Source organism: Candidatus Dormiibacterota bacterium, assembly GCA_035635555.1.
Taxonomy (GTDB): Bacteria; Acidobacteriota; Polarisedimenticolia; order Gp22-AA2; family Gp22-AA2; genus Gp22-AA3.
The window spans coordinates 1-24,570 of sequence record DASQAT010000027.1 but is presented as its reverse complement, the minus strand read 5'-3'; the positions used below and the strand labels follow the sequence as shown (position 1 = coordinate 24,570).

At 68.8% G+C, this 24,570-nt stretch carries 17 protein-coding genes; 10 read left to right on the top strand and 7 right to left on the bottom strand.

The window, feature by feature from the left end; all coding sequences use genetic code 11:
- Window positions 1-517: 517 nt before the first annotated feature.
- The 4 genes from VEW47_06955 to VEW47_06940 all read left to right on the top strand — a co-directional run bounded on the left by VEW47_06955 (window position 518) and on the right by VEW47_06940 (window position 7,262).
- Entirely contained in the window at window positions 518-1,111 is a 594-nt protein-coding gene (locus VEW47_06955) for a cob(I)yrinic acid a,c-diamide adenosyltransferase (protein HYS04917.1), read from the top strand.
- A 180-nt stretch (window positions 1,112-1,291) separates the two neighbouring features.
- The gene (locus VEW47_06950; protein ID HYS04916.1) at window positions 1,292-3,514 is read left to right on the top strand and encodes an ATPase, T2SS/T4P/T4SS family; all 2,223 of its coding nucleotides are present in this window, start codon (window positions 1,292-1,294) and stop codon (window positions 3,512-3,514) included.
- Complete coding sequence (locus VEW47_06945) at window positions 3,511-4,149, top strand: RedB protein (protein ID HYS04915.1); 639 nt, start codon at window positions 3,511-3,513, stop codon at window positions 4,147-4,149. Before VEW47_06950 ends, VEW47_06945 begins: the two co-directional genes overlap by 4 nt.
- Window positions 4,137-7,262, top strand: coding sequence for a response regulator (locus VEW47_06940; protein ID HYS04914.1), 3,126 nt, complete (start codon window positions 4,137-4,139; stop codon window positions 7,260-7,262). Before VEW47_06945 ends, VEW47_06940 begins: the two co-directional genes overlap by 13 nt.
- A 13-nt stretch (window positions 7,263-7,275) precedes the next feature.
- Here VEW47_06940 and mutM read toward each other — a convergent pair whose 3' ends face one another.
- Window positions 7,276-8,097 carry a bifunctional DNA-formamidopyrimidine glycosylase/DNA-(apurinic or apyrimidinic site) lyase gene (gene mutM, locus VEW47_06935; protein HYS04913.1) on the bottom strand — a complete coding sequence of 274 codons (822 nt, stop codon included), beginning with the start codon at window positions 8,095-8,097 and terminating at the stop codon, window positions 7,276-7,278.
- 93 nt (window positions 8,098-8,190) lie between these two features.
- On the opposite strand from mutM, the gene VEW47_06930 reads away from it, so the two are divergent.
- Window positions 8,191-8,754 carry a DUF4382 domain-containing protein gene (locus tag VEW47_06930; GenBank protein ID HYS04912.1) on the top strand — a complete coding sequence of 188 codons (564 nt, stop codon included), beginning with the start codon at window positions 8,191-8,193 and terminating at the stop codon, window positions 8,752-8,754.
- Window positions 8,755-8,758: 4 nt separating this feature from the next.
- Here VEW47_06930 and VEW47_06925 read toward each other — a convergent pair whose 3' ends face one another.
- Together VEW47_06925 and VEW47_06920 are read right to left on the bottom strand one after the other, a co-directional pair.
- Window positions 8,759-11,062 carry an aconitate hydratase gene (locus VEW47_06925; GenBank protein HYS04911.1) on the bottom strand — a complete coding sequence of 768 codons (2,304 nt, stop codon included), beginning with the start codon at window positions 11,060-11,062 and terminating at the stop codon, window positions 8,759-8,761.
- Window positions 11,063-11,086: 24 nt separating this feature from the next.
- Window positions 11,087-13,537 (bottom strand): DNA polymerase II, encoded by a 2,451-nt coding sequence (locus tag VEW47_06920; GenBank protein HYS04910.1) that lies wholly within the window; start codon window positions 13,535-13,537, stop codon window positions 11,087-11,089.
- Window positions 13,538-13,781: 244 nt separating this feature from the next.
- Between VEW47_06920 and hemQ the strand changes: the two genes are divergently transcribed.
- Window positions 13,782-14,609 (top strand): hydrogen peroxide-dependent heme synthase, encoded by an 828-nt coding sequence (gene hemQ, locus VEW47_06915; protein HYS04909.1) that lies wholly within the window; start codon window positions 13,782-13,784, stop codon window positions 14,607-14,609.
- Window positions 14,610-14,616: 7 nt separating this feature from the next.
- On the opposite strand, the gene VEW47_06910 is transcribed toward hemQ, so the two are convergent.
- Window positions 14,617-15,252, bottom strand: coding sequence for an MBL fold metallo-hydrolase (locus VEW47_06910; protein ID HYS04908.1), 636 nt, complete (start codon window positions 15,250-15,252; stop codon window positions 14,617-14,619).
- Between the two features lie 56 nt (window positions 15,253-15,308).
- Here VEW47_06910 and VEW47_06905 point away from each other — a divergent pair, with 56 nt between their 5' ends.
- The 4 genes from VEW47_06905 (at window position 15,309) to VEW47_06890 (ending at window position 19,565) form a co-directional block, all read left to right on the top strand.
- A complete protein-coding gene (locus VEW47_06905) occupies window positions 15,309-15,932 on the top strand; it encodes a class I SAM-dependent methyltransferase (GenBank protein ID HYS04907.1) in 624 nt (207 codons plus the stop codon).
- Window positions 15,933-16,021: 89 nt separating this feature from the next.
- The gene (locus tag VEW47_06900) at window positions 16,022-16,819 is read left to right on the top strand and encodes a carboxypeptidase regulatory-like domain-containing protein (protein HYS04906.1); all 798 of its coding nucleotides are present in this window, start codon (window positions 16,022-16,024) and stop codon (window positions 16,817-16,819) included.
- A gap of 135 nt (window positions 16,820-16,954) precedes the next feature.
- Window positions 16,955-18,718 (top strand): radical SAM protein, encoded by a 1,764-nt coding sequence (locus tag VEW47_06895; protein HYS04905.1) that lies wholly within the window; start codon window positions 16,955-16,957, stop codon window positions 18,716-18,718.
- A 67-nt stretch (window positions 18,719-18,785) separates the two neighbouring features.
- Window positions 18,786-19,565, top strand: coding sequence for a urate hydroxylase PuuD (locus VEW47_06890; protein ID HYS04904.1), 780 nt, complete (start codon window positions 18,786-18,788; stop codon window positions 19,563-19,565).
- Here VEW47_06890 and VEW47_06885 read toward each other — a convergent pair.
- From VEW47_06885 to VEW47_06875, 3 genes are all read right to left on the bottom strand, one after another.
- A complete protein-coding gene (locus tag VEW47_06885; GenBank protein ID HYS04903.1) occupies window positions 19,562-22,045 on the bottom strand; it encodes a response regulator in 2,484 nt (827 codons plus the stop codon). The genes VEW47_06890 and VEW47_06885 overlap by 4 nt on opposite strands.
- Window positions 22,046-22,175: 130 nt before the next feature.
- A complete protein-coding gene (locus tag VEW47_06880; GenBank protein ID HYS04902.1) occupies window positions 22,176-23,657 on the bottom strand; it encodes a gamma-aminobutyraldehyde dehydrogenase in 1,482 nt (493 codons plus the stop codon).
- Window positions 23,658-23,733: 76 nt separating this feature from the next.
- The coding region (locus tag VEW47_06875; GenBank protein ID HYS04901.1) for a hypothetical protein at window positions 23,734-24,570 on the bottom strand (837 nt) is incomplete at its 5' end.

The window sequence follows — 24,570 nt, the reverse complement described above, 5'->3', positions numbered from 1 at the left end:
CCGTCCGAGATCTATGCCACTATTGGTCATGGCTGGTCCTCCTGGGCTGCGCCTCAGAGCGCGTTGAACACCGTGTGGGGCTAGTCTAGCCACCACGTCCCCATCGGGGACCAGCCACTTCATCCCATCTCGCTCGCGCGGGATACCTGGCAGCCAATTCGCGCGCATGGCGCGGCTCAAAATCGGCTCGACCCCGCGCCGGCCCGCCACTCACCGCCGTGGATGTCGCACCGCTCGCCGAAGTACAACCGCACAATCAAGCCGAGGCCGAAGGCTTCGCTTCGATCGAAGACGGGCGGCCCGCAGCGGCAGGTCGTCCGGCGGGGACACGGCGGGGCGTCGCCGCGGCGAGCCGATTTCGAGCCGCGCCATGCGCCCGACCGGAGCATCCAGTACGCCGCGCGAGCGAGATGAGGCACGCCGCGGCGACGTCCCGCCGGGCTGACTCGGGATAGCTCGGTGAGCCGGAGCGGGCAACGATCTGCGTTAGTATGTCGCGAAGGCAGGGAGCAACACGATGGTGCGGCTGACGAGGATCTATACGAAGACCGGGGACAAGGGGACGACCGCGCTCGGGGATGGCCGGCGCGTGTCGAAGGACGCGCCGCGCATCGAGGCGTTCGGGAGCGTCGACGAGCTGAACGCCGTCCTGGGACTGGCGATCCTCTCCCTGGCGGACGACGCGGCGGCGGACCTCCTGAGGACGATCCAGAACGACCTGTTCGACCTCGGCGCCGACCTGTGCGTGCCGGAACGGCCGAAATCGGGCCGGGCGAAGCGGGCCCGACCGCCCCTGCGCATCACCGAAGATCACGTCCGGCCGCTCGAGCAGGCGATCGATCGCTTCAACGCCGCGCTCGATCCCCTGACCAGCTTCGTTCTTCCGGGCGGAACGGCCGCCTCGGCCTGGCTGCACCTGGCGCGCACCGTGTGCCGGCGGGCCGAACGCCATGTCGTCGCGCTGGGACGCAAGGAGACGCTCAACCCCCAGTCCGTCGTCTACCTGAACCGCCTCTCGGATCTTCTCTTCGTGATGGCGCGCCGCGCCAACGAGGGCGGGCGCGCCGACGTACTCTGGGTCCCCGGCGGATTCGCAACCACCAAACCGTAATTCCTCTCCTCGCGCGCCTCCCGGGCTTCGCGTCTCTCCTCGCCCGCGATTGGACGTTCCGACCCGCGGACCTATATTGACCGCGGACCTGCCGTTCACGCGTCCTCTTCTCTGAACCAGCCGGCGCGATGCGAATCGGGGCGGTTCCGCCCCGGCCGGCGCGCGCGGTAAAGCGAGCCTATGAAACAGCCAGTCGTTCAGGAAATTCTCGCGCGGTCCGGAATCGTGGACGCCCCCGGTCTCGAACGTGCGCTCGAGATCCAGGCGCTCGACGGCGGATCGCTCGGGCGGATCATCGCGGACCTGGGCCTGTGCGCGGAGGACGCCGTGGCGAACGTCATCGCCTCCGGACTCGGCCTGGACTACGTGAACCTGGACGAGATCGAGCTGCCTGCAGAGGCCGACCTCTGCCTCCCGCCGGATTTCTGCCGTCAGCGGCGCGTCCTCCCGCTCGGCGTCAAGGACCGCGCCGTGCGGCTGGCCATGGCGGATCCTCTCGATCTGAGCACGCTCCAGGACGTCGAGTTCCGCACCAGCAAGCGGGCGATCGCCGTGGTGGCGGCCGAGTCGGCAATTTTCAGGATATTGAAACGCCTCTATCCCGAGCTGGAGCAGACCGGCATCCCGGAGGACCTGCTCCCGGCCGCGCCCCCCGAAGGGGAGCTGGAGGGGAGCGGCGAGGAAGACTACGAAGTCGTCGACCCGGCCGAGCTGGCGAAGGACATCAAGCTGCCGCCGATCGTGCGCCTGGTCAACGTCATCCTGACGGACGCCGCCAAGGCGGGGGCCAGCGACATCCACATGGAGCCGCAGGAAGCGTCCATGCAGGTCCGGCAGCGCGTCGACGGGATGCTGCGGGACGTGCAGAAGATCCCCAGGCACCTGCAGGCGTCCGTCGTGTCCCGCCTGAAGATCATCTCGGGAATGGACATCGCCGAGCGGCGCAAGCCGCAGGACGGCCGCAGCCGCCTGCGCGTGCAGCAGAGACGGATCGACCTGCGCGTCTCGACCCTGCCGACCAATTACGGCGAGAAGGTGGTGATCCGGCTCCTCGAAAGCGCGGGGGCGCGGACCGACATGGCCCAGCTGGGATTCACTCCCGAGCTCCTGAAGGAGTTCCAGGGGCTCCTGTCGCGCCCCCAGGGGATGATCCTGGTCACCGGTCCGACCGGCAGCGGCAAGACCTCGACCCTGTACGCGTCCCTCAACTGGATCAAGTCGCCTGTGAAGAACATCATCACGGTCGAGGACCCGATCGAGTACCAGCTCGAGGGGATCAACCAGGTCCAGATCAACACCCGCGCCGGCGTGACCTTCGCCGCCGGGCTGCGATCGATCCTGCGTCAGGACCCGAACATCGTCCTGGTCGGCGAGATCCGCGACCAGGAGACGGCCGGTATCGCGCTGGAGGCGGCGCAGACCGGGCACCTCATCCTGACCACCCTGCACACCAACGACGCCCCCTCCTCGATCACCCGGCTCATCGACCTCGGGGTCGAGCCGTTCATGGTGGCGTCGTCGGTCATCGGCATCCTGGCCCAGCGCCTGCTGAGGCGGGTGTGCCCGGCGTGCGGCAAGGAGCGCGACGCGGCGGCCCTCACGCTGGAGAGATTCGGTGGCGCGGCGCAGCTGCCGGCGGACGCGCGCTGGATGTCCGGGACCGGCTGCGAAGAGTGCGGCCAGTCGGGGTACAAGGGCCGGCTGGCCATCCACGAGCTGCTCATGGTCACGGATGAGATACGCGACCTGATCTCGCGCCGCGCGGCCGAGCACCAGGTGCGGGAGGCGTCGCGTCGCGCGGGCATGCGCTCCCTGACGCAGGACGGCGTCGTCAAGGCGGCCCGGGGCCTGACGACGCTGGAGGAAGTGCTGCGCGTCGCGCCGCCGGACGAGAACCGCCCCGCGACCTCCCACACCCGGCCGCTGGCCGCCGTGGCGCCCGCCGGACGTCGCGAGGCCGCGGAGCCCGCGACACCGTCGGCGGCCGTCGCTTCGGGGCAGAACGGCGACAGGGGCCGCGTCCTGATCGTCGAGGACAGCCCGACGGTCGTGACCGTCGTGAAGTACTTCCTCGAGCTCGAGGGGTTCGAGGTCCTGGTGGCCGAGGACGGCCTGACGGGCCTGGAGATGGCCCGGAGCGACGTCCCGGACCTCGTCGTCAGCGACCTCAACATGCCGGGGATGGACGGACTGGCCCTCACCAAGGCGCTGCGCGACGACCCGCGGACCCGCGGGATGGCGATCCTCATGCTGACGTCCGAGGGGAGCGCCGACAGCGAGGCGCGTGGCCTCGAGGTGGGCGTCGACGACTATCTAGTCAAGCCGGTCGAGCCGAAGCGTCTGGCCGCGCGCGTGAAGGCGATCCTGGGCAGGGCGCGCTCGCGCCGGGCGGCGGGCGCATGATCCGCGCCATCGCACAGCGTCCGTGGCTCCTTCACGCCTGCGCCGGGCTCTGGCTGGTCGGGGTCTGCGCCGGAATGGGTGTTCTCCTGGAATACGCCTCGACTCCGGGCGACCCGGGTCGGCCGCCGTCCACCTGGCCCGCCGACAGCACGATCCCGCCGCCCGCGGGCAGGCCGGTCCTCGTCATGATGGCCCACCCGCGCTGTCCGTGCACGCGGGCGAGTCTGGAGGAGCTGGGTCGTCTCATGGCCGATTCTCTCGGTCGGCTCGACGCTCGCGTCGTTTTCTACGCGCCGGCAGACGCCGCCGAGGACTGGTGGAAGACCGATCTCTGGACGAGCGCCGCGGCGATCCCCGGCGTCGTGGATGTCCTGGACCGGGACGCCGCCGAGTCGCACCGGTTTCACGCGGAGACCTCCGGCGACGTCTTGCTGTACGACGGGAATGGACGACTCGAGTTCAACGGCGGGATCACGGTGGCCCGCGGGCACGCCGGCGACAATGCCGGGCTCGCCGCCATCGAGGCGCTGGTTCGCGGTGACACGAACGTGAGGCGGCAGACACCAGTCTTCGGGTGCGCGTTGAACGACTGGGCGGCGGTCAGGACCGGTGCGGAGGGAACATGGAATCGTTAGATCCCACCCGTCCCGGCGCGCCGCAGGTGAAGGAGCGCGCGGAACAGCTGTTCAGGGACCACCGCGACAGGATCATCCGGCGCACCGACCGCCTGTTCGCGTCCCTCCTGGGGATCGAGTGGCTCGGGGCGATCGCGGTCGCCTTGATTGTCTCCCCCAGGACCTGGGCCGGATCGTACAGCCAGGTGCACCTGCACGTGTGGGCCGCCCTGGTGCTGGGCGGATTGATCGGCAGCCTTCCGATCTTTCTCGCCCTGCAGCGCCCGGGGGAGGTCCTGACCCGTCACATCATCGCCGTCGCCCAGATGATGTTCGCGGCGTTCCTCATCCACCTCACCGGCGGCCGCATCGAGACGCACTTCATCGTGTTCGGCTCGCTGGCCTTTCTCGCCTTCTACCGCGACTGGCGCGTCCTGATCTCGGCCACCGTGGTCGTGGTGGTCGATCATCTGCTGCGCGGGATGTTCTGGCCGCAGTCGGTCTACGGCGTGCTCGAGGCGAGCGTCTGGCGCACGGTCGAGCACACCTGGTGGGTGGGGTTCGAGAACGTCTTCCTGATCGCGGCCTGCCGTCAGGGGATCACCGAGATGCGGAGGATCGCCGCGCGCCGGGCGGAGCTCGAAGCCACGAACGCCGCGATCGAGCAGCAGGTCCAGGCGCGCACCTCCGAGCTGGCCAGCAGCGAGGAGCGCTTCCGCAAGCTCAGCGACTCCTCCCCTGTCGGCATCTTCCAGACCGATTCGGCGGGGCTGTGCCTGTACACCAACGCCCGCTGGCAGACGCTGACCGGCCAGTCGCTGGAGGAAAGCCTGGGAATGGGCTGGAGCCGGGCTCTCCATCCGGAAGATCGCGTCCGCGTCCTGGCGAAATGGGGCGCCTGCGCCGCGGAGGGGCGGCCCTATGACGACGAGCACCGCTATCTGACGCCGCAGGGGGAGACGCTCTGGGTCCATGCCCGGTCGGCGATCGTGCGCGGGCCCGACGGGCAGATCACGGAGTTCGTGGGGACCGTCGAGGACGTCACGCTCCACAGGCACGCCGAGGAGGACCTCCGAAGTGCGAAGGACGAGGCCGAGCTCGCCACACGCTCCAAGTCGGAGTTCCTGGCCAACATGAGCCACGAGATCCGCACACCGATGAACGGGGTCATCGGCATGACGGGTCTCCTCCTCGAGACCAATCTGAGCCCCGAGCAGCGACAGTTCGTCGGCATGCTGCGCGCTTCGGGCGAGGCGCTCCTGACGATCATCAACGACCTCCTCGACTTCTCGAAGATCGAGGCCGGCAAGCTGGAGCTGGAAGCGCTCGATTTCGATCTTCACCCGATCGTCGAGGAGGTCATGTCGCTCCTCGCCGAGAAGGCGCACGGCAAGAAGCTCGAGCTGGCCTGCCTGGTCCACCACGAGGTCCCGGGGGCCCTGCGCGGCGATCCGGGCCGCCTGCGGCAGATTCTCCTGAACCTGGTCGGCAACGCGATCAAGTTCACGGAAAAGGGGGAGGTCGTGCTGCGCGCCCGCCTGGAGGAGAAGCAGGAGGGGGCGGTCGTCGTGCGATTCGAAGTGACGGACACCGGCATCGGCATCGCCGCGGAGGATCGGGCTCGTCTGTTCAGCCCGTTCACGCAGGCGGACGGATCCACCGCCAGGAAGTTCGGCGGCACCGGCCTCGGGCTGGCGATCTCCCGCCAGCTGGTCGAGCTGATGGGGGGACGGATCGGCGTCGAGAGCGAGGAGGACCGGGGAAGCACGTTCTGGTTCACCACACGCCTCCTGACCCAGCCGGAGGGGGTGCGCGCCCGGCCCAGGCCGCGCGAGAACCTCCGGGGGTTGCGGGTGCTGGTCGTGGACGACAACCTGACCAACCGTGCGATCCTGACCGAGCAGGCGCGCTCCTGGAAGATGGAAGTGCAGGACGCCGCGGATGGAGCCGGGGCGCTCGAGCGGCTGCGCGCCGCCGCCGCGCGGGGAGGCCGGTACGACCTGGCGATCCTGGACATGCAGATGCCCGGCATGGACGGGCTCGAGCTGGGGCGCGCGATCCACCGCGATGCTCTCCTCGCGGGGACCAGGCTCGTCATGCTGACGTCGGTCGGTCTGCGCGGGATGGCCGAGGAGTCGCGCAGGGCCGGATTCTCCGCATTCTTGACCAAGCCGGTCGGCCAGTCGCAGCTGTACGACTGTCTGGCGACCGTGATGGGCGGCGACACCCAGGCGGCCGCCAGACTCCCGCTGGTCACGCGTCACACGATCAAGGAACAGAAATCGCGCTCGCAGTCGCGGATTCTTGTGGCGGACGACAACGAGACCAACCAGATGGTCGCCGTGCAGATGCTGCGCCGCCTCGGCTGCCGATCGGAGGTGGCCGCGAACGGTCTCGAGGTGATCGAAGCGCTGAAGAAGATCCCGTTCGACGCCATCCTGATGGATTGCCAGATGCCGGAGATGGACGGCTACGAGGCGACACGCGCGATCCGCGCCGCGGAGGCGGCGTCCGGACGGCACGTGCCGATCATCGCCATGACCGCCAACGCCATGCGCGGAGACCGCGAGAAGTGCCTGCAGGCCGGCATGGACGACTACCTGCCGAAGCCGGTCAAGGTCGTGGATCTGGACCAGGCCCTGAAGCGATGGATCAAGAAGGGGGAGACTGCAGGAAAGGCCCGGCGCACGGTCTCCCGCGTCGTTGCCGGCCCAAAGCCCAGGACGGCCAAGGCGTCCGGAGTGGCGTCTCCTTCGGAGACGAGTCCACTCGATTCCGAGATCTTCGGCCAGCTCCGCGAGGCCGACCGCGCGGGGGGCGACGGGTTTCTCGCCGGTCTGATCCAGAAGTATCTGCAGGAAGCGCCGACGCGGATCCTGGCGCTGCGGGATGCCGTGGCCCGGGCCGACTCCGCCGTCGTGGTGAAGGCGGCGCACGCCCTCAAGGGGAGCGCCGGGGCGCTCGGGGCATTGACGATGGCGGCCGCGTGCGGCGACCTCGAGACCCTCGGGCGCGGCGAGTCTCTCGCCGGTGCCGAGGCACTCCTCGTCCGCGTGGAGAAGGAGTTCGATCTCGTGTGCGGCGCTCTCGAGACCGAGCGCGCGGGAAAGACCCGGAAGAGAAAAGCCGGCTGAGCCGCGGAACGTCTCAGCGCTGGCAGCGCGGGCAGTAGAACGTACTCCGGCCGGCCTGGACGATCCGGCGGATCGTCGTGCCGCACCGGCCGCACGGCTTCCCCTTCCGGTCGTACACCCGCAGCGAGACGGCGAAGTAGCCGACCTCCCCCTCGGCGTTCAGGAAGTCGCGCAGCGTCGTGCCCCCGGCGGTGATCGCTTCGCCCAGCACCGCCCGCAGCGAGACCATGAGCCCTTCCCAGAGGGCCCGCCCCAGCCGTCCGACGGAGCGTCGCGGGCTGATCCCCGCGCGGTACAGCGCCTCGCAGGCGTAGATGTTCCCCACGCCCGCGATGGCGCGCGTGTCCATGAGGAAGTTCTTCACCGGTTTCTTCAGTCCGCGGGTGGCGCGGAACAGCGTCTCGCCCGTGACCTCCCCGTCGAGCGGCTCGGGTCCGAGCCCCTTCAGCCGGGGGTGCATGTCGAGACGATCGCTTCTCACCACGTGCATCAGGCCGAAGCGCCTGATGTCGGCGTAGCGCAGGTCACGACCGTCGTCGAGCGAGATGACGACGTGCTCGTGCGGGCGGCGCGGCTTCCCCCGATCGGCGACCCAGAGCTGGCCCGTCATGCCGAGATGGATGAGGAGCGTCAGCCCCGAGTCGGTGTCGAGCAGCAGGTACTTGCTGCGACGCCTGATGCCGGTGACCGTGGCCCCGCGCAGCCGCGCCAGCCCGCGGGGGGCGAGAGGCTCCCGGAGCCGGCGCTCGCGCACCAGGACATGGAGGACGCGGCGGCCGACGAGAAGCGGACCCAGTCCGCGGCGGATCGTCTCGATTTCCGGCAGCTCGGGCATCGACTGTCCCTCGGGTACGCCGATCTTACCTGCATTCGCCTCCGGCTGGCCGGCGCGCATCCAGGGGGTTAGAATCGTTGAAGGAGGTGGACCATGAAGACACGGACCGCTTCGACCTCCGCAGTACTCCTCGTCCTGTCGCTGACTCTTCTCGGCGCCTGCAACGCCTCCGGCTCGACCTCGGTCGGCGGGGCTACCGGCCGGCTGGACATCCGTCTCACCGACGCTCCGATCGATCTCTCCACGGTCTCGAACATCACCGTGACGATCACCGACGTCCTGGTCTATCCGGGCGTCGAGGGGATGGACAACGACACGGCCACCCCCATCGTCGTGACCGCTCATCCGGCGTCCTTCGACCTTCTGACCCTGACCGGGGGCGCCACGGCCCTCCTCGCCTCGGGAGAGGTCCCGGCCGGCTTCTACCGGCGCATCCGTCTGGAGATCTCATCCGCGGCGATCACCTACAAGGACGGCACGTTGGCCGATCTGCAGATCGATTCGAACAAAGTGGACGTGCCGATCGGCTTCGAGGTGAGGGCGGGCGCGGACTCCGCAATCGTCCTGGACTTCGATGCCGCCGCGTCGGTGCAGGTGAACGCCACCTCGAGCGGCCAGCTGGTCCTGCGCCCGGTGGTCACGCCAAGAATGTCGTAGAAGTCTAGGCGGGAGGCGGAGAGGTTCCCGGGGCCGCCCCATCCTGCCGGCGCAGCAGGTTGAGGGCGGAGCCGGCCCGGAACCAGGCGATCTGCTCGTTATTGAGGGTGTGCTTCAGGGTGATCGTCTCGACCGAACCGTCCGCGTGGTGCAGGATGGACGTAACCGGCACGCCGGGAGCGAGGTCGCGCAGGTTGGACAGGGTGATCCGGTCGCCGTCACGCACCCTGTCGTAGTCGGCCGGGTCGGCGAAGACCAGCGGCAGGACGCCCTGCTTCTTCAGATTGCTTTCATGGATGCGCGCGAACGAGCGCGCCAGGATCGCCGCGCAGCCCAGATAACGCGGCGACATCGCGGCGTGCTCGCGGCTCGACCCCTCGCCGTAGTTCTCGTCCCCGACGACGACCCACTTCTTCCCCGCCGCCTTGTAGGCGCGGGCGACCTTCGGGACTTCGACACCGCGCTCGCCGGTGAGCAGGTTCGTCGTCCGGCCGCGCTCGCCGGTGAAGGCGTTCACCGCCCCCAGGAACATGTTGTCGCTGATCCGGTCGAGGTGGCCGCGGAAGCGCAGCCAGAACCCGGCCGGAGAGATGTGGTCGGTGGTCGTCTTTCCCTTGGTCTTGAAAAGGAGCGGCATCTCGACGAAATCCGCGTCCACCATCGGGTCGAACGCCTGCAGCAGCTGCAGCCGCTCGCTGTCCTTCGTGACCTTCAGCTCGATGCGGTCGGGATCGTCCGACGGCGGCACGAACCCCTCGCGCGAGCGGACGAACCCGCTCTCGGGGATTTCCGGCGCCTTCTTCGGCGGCCGCAGCGTCCACGGTCCGTCCTTGCCGGGGAGCGTATCGGCCAGCGGGTTGAACGACAGCCGCCCCGACAGTCCGTACGCCATGGTGATCTCCGGACTCCCCATGAAGGCGAGGGTCTCGGGGTTGGCGTCGTTCCTCCCCGGGAAGTTGCGGTTGAACGACGTGACGATGGTGTTGCGCTGCCCCTTCTTGATCTCGTCGCGCCGCCACTGTCCGATGCACGGACCGCAGGCGTTCGCCAGGACCGTGGCGCCGACCGACTCGAGCGCCGCCATCTGCCGGTCCCGCTTGATGGTCTCGAAGATCTGGTTGCTTCCGGGGGTCACCAGGAGCGGCACGGCCATCTTCGCCCCGTGTTCTGTGGCCTGCAGCGCCACGTCCGCGGCGCGCGAGATGTCCTCGTAGGACGAGTTGGTGCACGATCCGACGAGGGCCACCGAGATCGCGTCGGGGTAGTCGTGCTCGGACACCGCCCCGGCCATCTCGGAGACCGGACGCGCCAGGTCGGGGGTGTGCGGTCCGACCAGGTGCGGCTCCAGCCGCGACAGGTCCATCTCGATCACCTTCTCGAAGAAGCGCTCCGGATTCGCTTCGACCTCCGGGTCGGCCGCCACCAGGTGCGGGCGGGCCTTCGCCAGGTCGGCGAGCGCCGCGCGGTCGGTGGCCCGCAGGTACGCGTCCATCTTCGCGTCGAAGGGGAAGACCGAGGTCGTGGCCCCCAGCTCGGCCCCCATGTTGGTGATCGTCCCCTTGCCGGTGCAGGAGATGGCGCGGGCGCCGGGGCCGAAGTACTCGATGATCCGGTTCGTCCCCCCCTTGACGGTCAGGATGCCGAGCACCTTCAGGATGACGTCCTTCGGGGCGGTCCAGCCGGACAACTCCCCCTTGAGATGCACGCCGACGATCGTCGGGTAGAGCACTTCCCAGGGGAAGCCGGCCATGACGTCGACCGCGTCCGCCCCGCCCACGCCGACCGCCGCCATCGCGAGACCGCCGGCGTTCGGGGTGTGCGAGTCGGTGCCGAGCATGAGACCGCCCGGGAAGGCGTAGTTCTCCAGCACGACCTGGTGGATGATGCCGGCCCCCGGCTGCCAGAAACCGATCCCGAACTTGGCGCTGGCGGAGCGCAGGAACTCGAACACCTCCCGGTTTTCCTGCAAGGCCGCAGTCAGATCCGACGAGGCACCGGCGCGCGCCTGGATGAGGTGGTCGCAGTGCACCGTCGTGGGGACCGCGACCCGCTTGCGTCCCGCCTGGACGAACTGCAGCAGCGCCATCTGCGCCGTGGCGTCCTGCATCGCCACCCGGTCGGGGCGCAGCATCAGATAGCTGCGGCCCGGCTCGAGATCCTTGCACCCCGGATCGTCCAGGTGGCCCAGCATGATCTTCTCGGACAGGGTGAGCGGCCTGTTCAGACGGCGCCGCACGGTCGCCAGGCGCCGCTCCATCTGCTCGTAGATCGAGAGGACGTACTCGGGGGTGCTGTCGATGAGGTGCATGATCCTTCTCCAGAGTGATTATATCTAGAAGAGCCGCATCTGGCTCGCCTCCCCGAGGGCCTGGTCGAACGAAAGCCCGAGGTGGGGGAAGACCTGCTCGGCGATCGGACGGAGCTGCTTGTCGATGTAATGGACGTAGTCGATCGGCGCCGTCCGCCCCGCGGCCGGCTGCGGGCCGGACGTCGTCATCACGTACTCGACCAGACCCTCCACAGGCCCCTCGACCAGCCGCGCGGCCTTGACGTGCGGAGGGGTGGTCGACGTGTATTCGTCCAGCCCCTTGCGCAGCGCCTTGCGGTAGACGAGGTGGGCGTCGTGACGTCCCTCCTTGAGATCGCGCACGAACTCGCGCGTGTACGACAGGACCTCCTCGCCGCCGGCGACCCGGAACAGCCTCTCGAACAGGCCGCGCTGGTAGATCTTGCTGAGCTCGGTCCAGTCGCGGCGCACCACCTCCATGCCGACGAACACGACCGTGTCCCCCTTCCCCGGCACGTCCTCCCGCACCAGCCCCGCGTAGCGCTTGCGCGCGCCGGCCGTGCCGTGCCGCATCGAGGGGAGGAAGAACTTCAGGAAGAGCGTTTCGAACTCCAGCTCCAGGCGGCTCTCCACGTCCCAGCCGGCCCGGATCTCGTCGCGCAGCTCGGCATTGATCCTGTCGCGCAGCCCGGCGCCCAGACGCAGGGCCTCGTCCGCGGCCCCGGGTCCGGTGATGGCGCTGGCGACGAACAGCGAGTCGGTGTCGCCGTACAGGACACGGTGTCCGAGCGCCTCGACCCGGTCGCGCGTCCAGCGCAGCACCCACTGCCCGAAGTGCGTGATAGCGTTCGCGACCGGGAGGGAGAAGAAACGGCAGGCGGGTGCCGCCAGGACACCGTAGAACGAGTTCATGAGGATCTTCAGGGCGTGCGAGCCGATCGCGTCCCCGCGTCTCTTCGCCTCGTCGCGCTGCGGGAAGAGGCGCTCCAGGATCTCCGGCAGGATGCCCGGCTCGCGGCGGAAGAAGGCGCCGTTGGGGGCGCGGATGAGGGAGGGACGCTCCTCAGGCCGGGGCTCGGGGACGTGGCCGAGGGGATCGATGTTGAAGGTGCGGATGAGACTCGGGTACAGGCTCTTGAAGTCGAACGCCAGGACGTTCTCGAACAGACCGGGGACCGGCTCGAGGACCGCGCCCCCCAGGACCACGTCTTCCGGGGCGGCCTGTGCCGCGCCAACGCTCGGCGCCACGTGACCGCGCCGTCTCAGCTCGTGCAGATAGAGAAAATCGAACGACGCGATGCTCGCTCCGACCCGATCGAGGGGCATGCCGGTCAGCAGGCTTCGCCGGATCGCCAGGTCCAGGAGGCGCGCCTTGTCCAGGATCGACAGGACCAGGCGCGCGTCTGCGAGGTTGTACTCGATGAACAGCGGCAGGTTGTCGCGGAAGGTGCGTTCGATCGCCTGGGCCCGCTCGCGCCCCGACATCCCGTCGTGCGCGTCGCCGAGCTCGACCTTCCCTTCCCCCAGGACGGCGCGCGCCGCGGTGTCGAGGCGGTAGTCATCCAGCTTCATGAACGACGAGCGCATGAGATCGATGCCGTCGAGGACGACGCGGCCGGTGATGTCGGCGCGCGATCTCCCCCAGAAGGTCCGCTCCCGGATCACGCGGGCCGCCCCGGGCACCCGGCCGATCTCGAACGGGATTCCCAGGGCGCGGGAGCGCGCCAGAAGAACGTCGAGATCGAAATCGATCACGTTCCACCCGGTCAGGACGTCGAAATCGATCTCCCGCAGACGGGCGAACAGGTTCTTCAGCAAGGCGCGCTCGTCGCCGCACGGCACGATCCGGCACGGAGCCGCCGCCTTCCCCAGGCCCTTCCTGACCTCCTCGTCGGTGAGGGCGAGAAGGACCTCCTCCACACCGGGCCCTGCGACGGCCGCGGAGTAGATCCGCGCGGCGCGCGGGTCGGTCTCCAGGTCGATCGACACGAGCCTGAGCCGTTCCGCCTCCGGGCGGAGCTCCGCCGGACGCACGGCAGGTTCGTCGAAGCCCACGTCCACGCCGCGCGCCGTGGCCGTCGGGCCGCCTCCAGGAGCGCTTCCGTTGCGTTCAGGGTCGATCTCAAGTGCGCCGCGGATGCCGTGGTCGATGAGGTAGCGCATGGCGAAGCGTACGTCCGCCTCGAACACCGGCAGCCCGGCCTTCACGAGCGCGTCGCGCAGGGGCGGCATGCGATCGGGGGCATCGACCTCGACGCGCACCACCGGCTCTCCGCGCATGGTCTTCAACGAGGTCGGCGACTGGCGGGCCGCGCCGTGCGCCCGGGCGGTCTCCCCGTCCGCCGTCCGCACGAAGAAGTACGGGACGAGGCCGCGGTCGCGCACGAGGAACGACCGGCCGTCCGCGAGCCGGCCGAACAGGTGGACGACCGGTCGTCCGTTCTCGAGCCTGTAGGTCGGATGGATGATGAAGCCCTGCAGGGATTGACTCGACATGTTCTGCCTTCCCGACATGATACGCGCTCCGGGCGCCTGCGCCTGCCCTGATGCTGCCTTGAGCTATCCCTCTTCGGGACGGCGGGGCGGCGCAGGGGCGTGGCTCATGCTCGCTCGCGCGGAGTATTGGATGCTCTGGTCGCGCGCATGGCGCGGCTCGAAATCGCCACGCCCCGGCGCCGGAGAGTCGGAGGCCGCGCTCGGGGTTGTGGGGGGAGTGCCGACACGCTACACTGGGCGCGCGATGCATAATCCCCAGGTCCCGGAGACTCTCGAAGGATGGAGCGTGCTGCATCAGATGTTCCGCGTACGGTGGGATTCGCTGAAGGGCCTTCCCGCCGACCGCCGGAAGAGGCTGGCCGAGGAGGCGACGGCCCTCCTGGCGCCGCTCGAGGGAAGCAAGGAAGGACCCACCGGCCTGGTGCAGGTGCTCGGGCACAAGGCAGACCTGATGCTGATCCATTTCCGGAAGACATTCGACGAGCTGGGCCAGACCGAGATGCAGGTGACCCGGCTCGGGCTCTTCGACCATCTCGAGCCCGCCACCTCCTACGTCTCGATCGTCGAGCTGGGGCTGTACGAGATGACCGCCAAGATCCACGACGACCTCGGGTCGCGCGGTCTGAAGACCGGCACGGACGAGTTCGAGAAGGCCTTCGACGAGGAGATGGCCAGGCAGCGCGAGCGCATGATCGGGCGTCTCTACACCGAGATCCCGCGGCGCCGGCAGGTCTGCTTCTACCCGATGAACAAGCGGCGCGGGGAGATCAAGAACTGGTTCACCGTGCCGTTCGAGAAGCGCGCCGCGATGATGCGCGAGCACGGCTTCATCGGACGCGCCTACTCGGGCCAGGTCACCCAGATCATCTCCGGATCGATCGGTCTGGACGATTGGGAGTGGGGCGTCGACCTGTTCGCGGACGACCCGATCGTCTTCAAGAAGCTCATCTACGAGATGCGCTTCGACGAGGCGAGCGCCGATTACGCGGAGTTCGGACCCTTCTACGTCGGACTGCAGTTCTCGGCGCGGGAGCTGCCTGCATTCCTCGACGGCCGGACGCCGTCGCTGTAGCAGCCTCCTACGGCTTCTCCCCCCGGCTCTCCGCGTCTTTCCTGACGACGTCGGCGATCGTCCTGCGGGCGTCCGTCCTGATGGGATCGCCGTGACCGAAGCACAGGACGTCGAAGTCGACCTCCAGAAGACGCCGCGCCGACTCGCGGGCTTTTCCGGGATCGTTCATGTACTTGTCCGGCAGGAACTCCACCCCTCTGGACCCCACGTGCCAGAGATCGGTGCACAGCAGGACACCCGGCCTGCCCTCGATGTGGAACACGTGATGCGCGGCGGCCGGGCCGGGGGCGTGCAGCGGCCTCACGCCGAGAGGCAGGGAGTCCCCCGCCTTGAACGTGGCGTCGGGCTTCTCCTCGAGACCGGTCCACCCGTCGGGCACATACACCTTCGCCTTGTGCGCGCGCCTATAGCTCCAGGCCGAGCGCTGGTGGCTCGGCGTGCCGAGGACGATCGCCTCGACCGTGCCGAGCCGGCGAAGCTGCCCCGGATCGAGAGGGATGGGATCGATCAGCACGACCCGGCCGTTCGCGACCACGGCGTAGGCGTCGCTCTGCGACTTGATCCGCTCGTCATCGATCTTGGAGTGATACAGCCCGGGTTGGATCTCGGACATCGACTTCGCGACGGTCTTCGGCTCGGACATGAGCGTGTCTCCTCCACGGATACCCCGATGGAGCGATCATAACGCGGGAACGCCACGTGAGAGCCTATACGGAACGGATCCTCCCCTGGCTGATCGAGACGATCCTCAGCCGGCCGATCTACGCCGAGCAGAGACGGGCCCTCCTCTGTCGGGCGGAGGGGCGCGTGCTCGAGATCGGGTTCGGCTTCGGCGGCACGATCCTGGAGTACAAGCCGGCGCGGGTCCGCGAGCTGATCGCCCTCGAGCCGAACCCGGGCATGCTGCGGCGGGCGAGCGGCCGGATCGCCCGCGCCCCGTTCCCCGTCCGCCTCGTGCGCGGTGTCGCCGAAACGATGCCGTTCCTGCCGCGGACGTTCGACACGGTCGTCTCCAACTGGACGCTCTGCACCCTCGGCCGCCTGCCCGACGCCCTGCGCGAGATCCGTCGCGTCCTGGCGGGAGAGGGCCGCTTCCTGTTTCTCGAGCACGGGCTCGCCTCGGAGCCGCGCCTGGCCCGCTGGCAGCGCCTGCTCACGCCCGTCCAGCAGGTGCTGGCCGACGGCTGCCGTCTCGACCTCGACATGGAGAGCGTCGTCCGCTCGGCCGGCTTCCAGATCGAGTCGCTCGAGCGCTACGAGTCGCGCCTGCCGCTGCGTGTCCTCCGCCAGATGTACCGCGGCGTCGCCCGGGTACGGCCCTGAACTCCCCGCGGTGCGAGCCTTCGGCGGAGGCCGTATTGACAGGCCCGGGGGAGTTGACTAGTGTGGGCGCCTTGCGGCGATCGGACAGATTGAACGGGGCGTCCCATCGCGGCCGACGCGCGCGCCGTGTCGCCGCGGCGGCCGTGTTCGCGTGGTGCGTGATCGCGGCGGCCGCCTGCTCCCCCGAACCGACGGCACCACCGCCTCCTCCACCCGGCGCGATTCCGGCGGGCCAGTCGATCGGCACCTCCGCGATCGAAGGCCGCGCCCGGTTCGAGGGCGCCCCTCCGCCGCGGCGCACCATCCGGATGTCGAGCGAGGCGTCCTGCCATCGTCCCGGCGTCGAGCCGCTGAGCGAGGACGTCATCGTCTCGCCCGATGGAGCGCTCAAGAACGTCTACGTCCACGTCGTCTCGGGGCTGGGCGACCGCGTATTCGCGCCCCCCTCGTCCCCCGTGGTCATGGACCAGGCCGGCTGCGCGTTCGTGCCGCACGTGCTCGACGTCCAGGCGGACCAGATGATCGAGTTCGGGAACAGCGACCCGATCGTGCACAACGTGCGCGCCATCGGCGAGAAGAACCGCGTGTTCAACGTCTCGATGCCGGGCAAGGGGAAGACGGTGCGCCGCTATTTCACCGTCCCCGAAATCGTCAAGATCCGCTGCGACATCCACGCCTGGATGAGCGCCTTCATCGCCGTCGACGGTCACCCGTTCCACGCGGTGACCGCGGACGACGGAGCGTTCTCCCTGCGCGGCCTGCCCGCGGGCACCTACACCGTGGAGGCCTGGCAGGAAAGACTCGGAACCCAGGACCGGACCGTCACCGTCGCCGACGGCCAGACCGCGAAACTCGATATCGTCTTCCACGCGGCCAAGTCCGAGTGACCCGGCCCCGGGCCGTGCGCCGCGGAAAGAAGGCGCCCGGAAGGACGGATTGAGGTATGGTTGCCGCTACGATCTACCGCGTCACGTCGATCGTCGGCGACGACGCGCTCGAGTTCGGAAACTGAGGAGATCCCCATGTCCACGACTCTCTCCTCGCGCACGCTCCGCCTCGTCCTGATCAAGCCGTCGCGCTACGACGACGACGGCTACGTGGTACGCCACTGGCGCGGAGTCCTGCCGAGCAACACGCTCGCCGCGATGTATTCCCTCACCGAGCAGGTCGGGTCTTCGGGCGAACTGGGCGACGGCGTGGCCGTGAGCCTCGACGCCTACGATGAGACGGTGCACACCGTCGATCCGGGGGCGATCGCCCGCCGGCACCGGGCGCTTCGCCCCGGCGACCTCACGGTGATCGCCCTGGTGGCCGTGCAGACGAACCAGTGGCCGCGGGCGGCCGACCTGGCGCTCGAGTTCCGCAGGCGCGGGCTTCCGGTTCTGGTGGGGGGGTTCCACGTCAGCGGAGTGCTCGAGCTGTTTCCGGACCCGACCCCCGAGCTCCAGGAGCTCCTCGATGCCGGCGTCACGCTCGTGCACGGCGAGATCGAGGAGACCTGGGGGGGGATCCTGAAGGACGCCCTCTCGGGACGCCTGGCGCCGCGCTACGACATCCACGAGCGGCCCGGGCTCCAGGACGCGCCCCTGCCGCGCATCCCCGACCACTACATGAGGCGCTTCGCCTACCCGCACATGGCGACCGTGGACGTGGGACGCGGCTGTCCGTTCAACTGCTCGTTCTGCTCGATCATCAACGTGCAGGGGAAGAAGATGCGCTACCGCGACCCGGCCGCTATCGAACGCACGGTGCGCGAGAACTGGAAGCGGGGCATCGACTACTACTTCTTCACCGACGACAACTTCTCGCGCAATCCGTGCTGGGAGGCGGTGTTCGACGCCCTGATCCGGCTGCGCGAGGAGGAGGGGGTGCGGATCGATTTCATGATGCAGGTGGACGCCCTGGCGTGGAAGATTCCGCGCTTCATCGAGAAGGCGGCGCGCGCCGGCAGCAGCCAGGTCTTCCTCGGCATGGAGTCGATCCGGCCGGCCAACCTGAAGGCGGCGGGCAAGACGCAGAACAAGGCGGCCGAGTATCGAACGATGATCGAGACATGGCACCGGGCCGGCATCGCGTGCCACGTCGGCTATATCCTCGGCTTCCCCGACGACACGCCGCAGACGATCGCCGAGGACGTGCGCGACCTGCTCGAGGTCCTTCTGGTCGACCAGGCGTCGTTCTTCATGCTGACCCCGATACCGGGATCGCAGGACCACCTCGAGATGGTGCGCAACAAGGTGCCGGTCGACGCCGACCCGGGGAACTACGACTCGTTCCACCCGGTGATGCGCCACCCGCGCATGACCGGGGCCGAATGGCTGCAGGCCTACCGCCGCGCCTGGCGCGATTTCTACTCGTTCGACGCCATGCGTCGCGCCCTGCTGCGATCGAACCACCGCACCTACTGGGGTCTGCTGAAGAACTACCTCTGGTACCGCGCCGCCATGATCGAGGACGCGCATCCGATGATCACCGGCTTTCTCAGGCTCAAGGACCGCACGCAGCGCCGGCGCGGCTTCGCCGTCGAAGGGCGTCTCGCCCACCTGCGCCGCCGCGCCCCGGAGGTCTGGACACAGCTGCGCGCCTACGGCCGGCTGTTCGTGGAGATGCAGGATCTCTGGCTGCAGACGCGGCACATGGCACCGCCGACCCTCCTGTCCCGCCTGAAGCTTCCGAAGCTCCCGGCCCGGACACGGCGTGAGGTCGAGCCCTCCCCGCCGCCGATCGCCGCGCTGTTCTGCACCGCCGCCTTCAGCCTGGCGCTCGTGGCGGGCCGGACCAAGTGACGCACACCGTGAGTTCCTGCTAGTCTGTCGCTTCCGCGCCCGCACGGCGCGGGGAAGGAGGTCTCAGTTGGATCCGAACATCCGGGCCTGTCTTGAAATGATCTTCCGCTGGATCCACGTCGTGGCCGGTATCGCGTGGATCGGACACCTGTACTTCTTCAATTTCGTGAACAGCCAGGTCGTCAAGACCTACGACGCGGATTCGAAGAAGAAGGTCGTACCCGAGCTGATGCCGCGCGCCCTCTACTGGTTCCGCTGGGGCGCGGCCTACACCTGGGTCAGCGGATTTCTTCTCGCGGGCATGGTGTACTACGACAGCGAGAACCTCCTGCCGCCCGACTCGACGCTGGGCAAGGGCGCCGGGGTGGGCCTGTCGCTGCTTCTCATCGTCGCCGTCTTCTTCGTCTACGACGCGCTGTGGAAGGCGATGGCCAAGAACGAGCAGGCGGGCGTCATCGTGTCGTTCATCCTGGTGGCGGTCCTGATCCTGGGGATGTGGCAGATGTTCGCGCCGCGGGCGGTCTTCATCCACGTGGGGATGCTGTTCGGCACGATCATGGCGATGAACGTCTGGATGCGGATCTGGCCCGCCCAGAAGAAGATCATCGCGGCGACCAAGGCCGGCACGCCGCCCGACGCGGCGATCGCCGGAATGGCCGGCCTGCGGTCGAAGCACAACACCTACATGTCGGTCCCGCTCGTCCTCAGCATGATCAGCAACCACTACGCGACGGTGTACGGAAGCGATCACGGCTGGATCACGCTGATCGTCCTGGTGGCGATCGGCTGGGGGCTGACGAAGCTGCTCTACATGAAGGCCGCGGGTCCCGCGCCGGCCCGCTTCTAGGCCCGGGCCGCGGACCAGGGACCACCCTTCCTGGTCAGGGCCGTCACTTCCTTCTGCAGCCTGACGACGTGTTCCGTCAGGCTGGCGCATCCCCGCTGCGCGCCGGCGATCTTGCCGGCGCGCGCCATCTCCTCCAGAGTGCGCGCCTCCTGGAACGCCTCCCCCTGCCCCCAGTGGCCGACCGAGCTCTTCAGGGCGTGGGCCGCGAACTGGATCGCCTCGCGATCCTTGCGCTCGACCGCGCGCTTCAGCTCGAGCAGGAGCCGGTCGGACTCCTTCTTGAACAGGGCCGCCAGCCGCCGCACCACCATGACGTCTCCGCCGGCCTCGTCCAGGATGGCCCGGTGATCGAGCACCATGGCGTCCGCGGGTTCCGGCGGGGGTACGACGACGTTCTCCAGCGAGATCCCGAGACCCAGCGAATCGATCGCCTCGAAGAGGTTGGCGGCGCGCAGCGGCTTCGAGACGTACGCGTCCATCCCGGCCTGCAGGCACATCTCCCGGTCCCCCTTCATGGCGCGGGCGGTCATCGCGATGATCGGCACGTGCCCACCCGCCGCCGCCTCGCGCTCGCGGATGGCGGCCGTGGCCTGAAGGCCGTCCATCTCCGGCATCTGCACGTCCATCAGCACCAGGTCGAAGGTCCCCTTCCCGAGCGCGTCCAGGGCCGCCTGCCCGTTGTTGACCACCTTCACCGAATGGCCGCGTCTCTCCAGGAGGTTGACCGCCACCATCTCGTTGAAGGCATTGTCCTCGGCCAGGAGGATGCGCAGCCTCCTGCGCCCCTCGCGCAATGAATGCCGGGTGACGAGCACCGGAGAATTGGGCCGGTGCCGCTTCTCGCGCAGGGTCGCGATGATCGTCTCGAGCAGCTCGGACGCCGTCACCGGTTTCGGCAGGTAGGCGGAGATTCCGACCTGGCGGCAGCGCGCGGCGTCGCCGCGCTGCCCCGCCGAAGTCATCATCACCATGAGAGTCCCCTCGACCCCCGCCTCCTTCCGGATGCGCCGGGCCAGCTCGAACCCGTCCACGTCCGGCATCTGCGCGTCGATCAGGGCCAGGGGGAACGGCGCCCCCGCTCCCGCCGCCTGCTGCAGCGCCGCGATCGCGGTCGCGGGCGAGGACACGGCCAGGGGCCGCATGTCCCAGGCCGCCGTCATCTCCTCAAGAACCTGCCGATTCGTGGCGTTGTCGTCCACGATGAGGACACGCAGGTCGCGCACGTCCACCGGGTGCCGCTCCGCCGTTCCGACCACCGGCCTCTCCGGCATCCCCAGCCGCAGCGTGACGTGGAAGACGCTCCCCTCGCCCGGCCGGCTCTCGACCCGGATCGCCCCTCCCATCATCCGGGCCAGCTCGGCGGCGATGGTCAGCCCCAGTCCCGTGCCGCCGTAGCGCCGTGTCGTCGAGCCGTCGGCCTGCGTGAACGCCCTGAAGATCTGCGTCTGCTTCTCCTCGGGTATCCCGATGCCGGTGTCGGACACCGACAGCCGTACCACGACGGCCCCCGGCTCCGTCGACTCGGTGCGGACCCGTACGACGACCTCCCCCTTGTCCGTGAACTTGATCGCGTTGCTGACCAGGTTCATCAGGATCTGCCGGATCCGGCCGGGATCCCCCACCAGCAGCTGCGGGATGTCCGGCGCCACCTGCGAGGCCAGCTCGATCCCCTTGCGGTTCGCCGCCAGGGCGAGGGTGCGCACGGTATGGGCCACGCAGTCGCGCATCCTGAAGTCGATCGGCTCGATGTCCAGGCGCCCGGCCTCGATCTTGGAGAAATCGAGGATGTCGTTGATCACTTCCATGAGGGAGTCGGCCGCCGATCGCGCCGTCATCAGGAAGCGCGCCTGCTCGACGCTCAGATCGGTGTCGAGGGCCAGCTCGAGCATGCCCACGATGCCGTTCAGGGGGGTCCGGACCTCGTGGCTCATGTTGGCGACGAACTCGCTCTTCGAGCGGCTCGCCGCTTCCGCCTCCTCCTTGGCGCGCAGAAGGTCGCCTTGGAGCTTCTTGCGCTCCGCGACGTCCCTGAAGCAGACCACCGCGCCGATCACCCCGGTGTCGTCGACGACCGGATGCACGGAGTACTCCGCCTGGAACGAGGTGCCGTCCTTGCGCCACAGGATCTCGTCCTCGCTGCGGCTGGGGCGTCCGTTATGGAACGCCTGCGCGCTGGGACACTCCTCCACCGGGTACGGCTTGCCGTCCCCGCGGTGGTGGTGGATGAGATCGTGGACCCTCCGGCCCAGGAATTCCTCCGGGGCGAAGCCGAGCAGCTCGACCGCCGCCCGGTTGATGAAGGTGCCGCGGCCCTTGACGTCGATGCCGCAGATCCCTTCGCCTATCGATTGCAGGAGGAGCCTATGCCGGGCTTCCGAAAGGCGCAGCGAGGTCTCGACGCGCCCCCGCCGGAGCACTTCGCGTAGCAGAAACCAAAGGACGGCGAGCACCAGGAGTCCGCCCGCCAGCCAGCCAGTCATAGGTATAGCCCCGCCAGAACATAGGGGCGCCGGGAGGGACTGTCAATGTTTCGCCGCTGGTCGCCGCCTCGCTGCCGGAGCGACGGCTGGCGCTCTACGTGGACTTACCCAGGACCGGTCGAGTCGAGCCCTACGGCTGGTCGCCGTAGACGGTGAAGTGCCAACCCTTGCGCGCCTCGCCGCTCAGGTCGGCCATGACGTGCTTGACGTTCGTGTACTCCTCGAACGAGTAGCGCGACAGGTCCGAGCCGAAACCGGACCGCTTGACGCCGCCGTGCGGCATCTCCGAGGCGAGCGGCAGGTGGTCGTTGATCCAGACCTCGCCGTACTCCAGATCGCGCGACACCCGCAGGGCGCGGGTCACGTCGCGCGTCCAGACCGAGGAGGCCAGGCCGTACTCGACGCCGTTCGCCTTCCTGATGATCTCGTCCTCGCTCTCGAACGACATGATCACGACCACCGGCCCGAAGATCTCGCGCTGCACCACCTCGTCCTCGTGCTTCGCCTTCGCCACCACCGTCGGCTGGTAGAAGAAGCCGGGACCGTCGAGCGCGCGCCCGCCGGTGAGAATGTCGAGACCGGCCTTGCGGGCGCGGTCCACGAAGCCGGCCACGCGCTCGCGCTGCTCCTTCGAGATGAGCGGGCCGATGTCGGTGGTCGTCTTGAGCGGGTCGCCGACGCGGATCTTCTTGACGTGCGACACGAATTGCTCGACGAACGAGTCGTACTTCGACTTCTGGACGTAGACGCGGGTCGCGGCGGTGCAGTCCTGTCCGGTGTTCACGAACCCGGCGACCACCGCCCCCTGCACCGCGGCGTCGAGATTCGCATCCTCGAACACGATGAACGGCGCCTTCCCCCCCAGCTCGAGGTGCAGCCGCTTCACCGTCGACGCCGCCTGCTCCATGATCTTCTTGCCGGTCGCCGTGTCGCCCGTCAGCGAGATCATGTTGATGTCGTCGTGCTTGCAGATGGCACCGCCCACCTCCGCCCCCGGACCGGTCACGACGTTGAGCACCCCTTCCGGGAGACCGGCCTGCAGCGCCGCCTTGGCGATCTCGATCGCCGTGAACGGCGTGTTCGACGCCGGCTTCAGGACCACGGTGTTCCCCGCCGCCAGCGCCGGGCCGATCTTCCAGGCCGCCATCAGGTACGGGTAGTTCCAGGGGGCGATCGAGCCGACCACGCCGACCGGCTCCCTGCGCAGGAAGCTGGTGTACCCGGCCGCGTACTCGCCGGCCGCCGTGCCGTCCAGGATGCGCGCCTGAGCCGCCATGAAACGGATGTTGTCGTTGGCGAACGGCAGGTCGGAGTTGATCGACAGCTTCAACGGCTTGCCGGTCTGGCTCGTCTCCATCTCCCCCAGTCTCTGCAGATCCTTGTCGAGCTGATCCGCCAGCTTCAGGAGGTGGGCGCTGCGCTCGCCCGGTGTCGTGCGCGACCACTTGCCGAACGCCTTGCGGGCCGCCTTCACCGCCCGGTCGACGTCCTCGGCGCCCCCTTTCGGCACGCTGCCGACCGACTTCTCGGTCGCCGGGTTGATCACGTCCGCGCGCTGCCGCGACGCGGCCTCCACTTCCTTGCCATCGATGATCATCTTGAGATCGGTCATGACGCGTCTCCCTTCCCGGGCGAGCCGGTGCATTTCACGATGAGGACCAGGTTCGATCCCTTAACTTTACCAGAGATCAGGGGCGGACGGCACCGGGTCCGATCCAGATCACGTCCCGCAGGATGTCGAGGTGATATTCGGCGGAATGGTCGATGCCGAGCGGCCGGAAGCGCGTCTCGAAGTCCGGCACGTCCCTGATCTGCAGACGCGCCGCCTCGAGGACCGCGTCCCAGTCCTCCCCCTGCGGAACGCCCTGCCCCGGATAGACGGCGTCGCTGCCCGCCTCCACCGCCTCGCTCAGACCCCAGAGGCGGTGTCCGGCGTCCCCGTCCCGCGTGTGCGTGACCTTCGAGCACAATCCGTACATGTCGAAGGTGGGCAGACGTGAAGCGTACGGCACGGCCCCGATCGGTCCGGAGGCCAGCCGGACGCCGGGGGGAGCGACACTCTTGAGCCACGCCCCCAGGGCCTCCCACCAGCGCGACTGCACGCGGTGCTCGGCCATGGCGCGCCAGGAGCGGCCGAGGGGGAGAGCCGACGGCCTCTCGAGCGGCGCCAGGAGCAGGAGACCCCAGGCGATCGAGATGAAGACGGCGCTTCGCGCCACACGATGCGCGAAGGACGGCGATGCGGTGGCGGCGCTGTCCCCGGCCGCGGCCGCAGCGGAGCCGATCAAAAGGATGGCGAGCGGCAGGAGATAGCGCCCGCCCGGCATCCAGTCTCCCCCACGCAGCGTGACCAGGACGGCCCACAGCATCGCGGGGGCGAGGAAGGGCAGAAGCCGCCGGGTGTTGTAGGCGATCCACGGCAGGATCAAAAGGAGAGGCCACCACTCGAAGGCGACCTGCTCGAGATAGGCAAGACCGGCCGGGATCCCCGCGGCGGCCGTGATCCCTTTGACCACGGCCGAGCG

Coding starts and splice junctions, on each gene's coding strand:
- VEW47_06955 (HYS04917.1), top strand. CDS start 518: ATGGTGCGGCTGACGAGGATCTATACGAAGACCGGGGACAAGGGGACG.
- VEW47_06950 (HYS04916.1), top strand. CDS start 1,292: ATGAAACAGCCAGTCGTTCAGGAAATTCTCGCGCGGTCCGGAATCGTG.
- VEW47_06945 (HYS04915.1), top strand. CDS start 3,511: ATGATCCGCGCCATCGCACAGCGTCCGTGGCTCCTTCACGCCTGCGCC.
- VEW47_06940 (HYS04914.1), top strand. CDS start 4,137: ATGGAATCGTTAGATCCCACCCGTCCCGGCGCGCCGCAGGTGAAGGAG.
- mutM (HYS04913.1), bottom strand. CDS start 8,097: ATGCCCGAGCTGCCGGAAATCGAGACGATCCGCCGCGGACTGGGTCCG.
- VEW47_06930 (HYS04912.1), top strand. CDS start 8,191: ATGAAGACACGGACCGCTTCGACCTCCGCAGTACTCCTCGTCCTGTCG.
- VEW47_06925 (HYS04911.1), bottom strand. CDS start 11,062: ATGCACCTCATCGACAGCACCCCCGAGTACGTCCTCTCGATCTACGAG.
- VEW47_06920 (HYS04910.1), bottom strand. CDS start 13,537: ATGTCGAGTCAATCCCTGCAGGGCTTCATCATCCATCCGACCTACAGG.
- hemQ (HYS04909.1), top strand. CDS start 13,782: ATGCATAATCCCCAGGTCCCGGAGACTCTCGAAGGATGGAGCGTGCTG.
- VEW47_06910 (HYS04908.1), bottom strand. CDS start 15,252: ATGTCCGAGCCGAAGACCGTCGCGAAGTCGATGTCCGAGATCCAACCC.
- VEW47_06895 (HYS04905.1), top strand. CDS start 16,955: ATGTCCACGACTCTCTCCTCGCGCACGCTCCGCCTCGTCCTGATCAAG.
- VEW47_06885 (HYS04903.1), bottom strand. CDS start 22,045: ATGACTGGCTGGCTGGCGGGCGGACTCCTGGTGCTCGCCGTCCTTTGG.
- VEW47_06880 (HYS04902.1), bottom strand. CDS start 23,657: ATGACCGATCTCAAGATGATCATCGATGGCAAGGAAGTGGAGGCCGCG.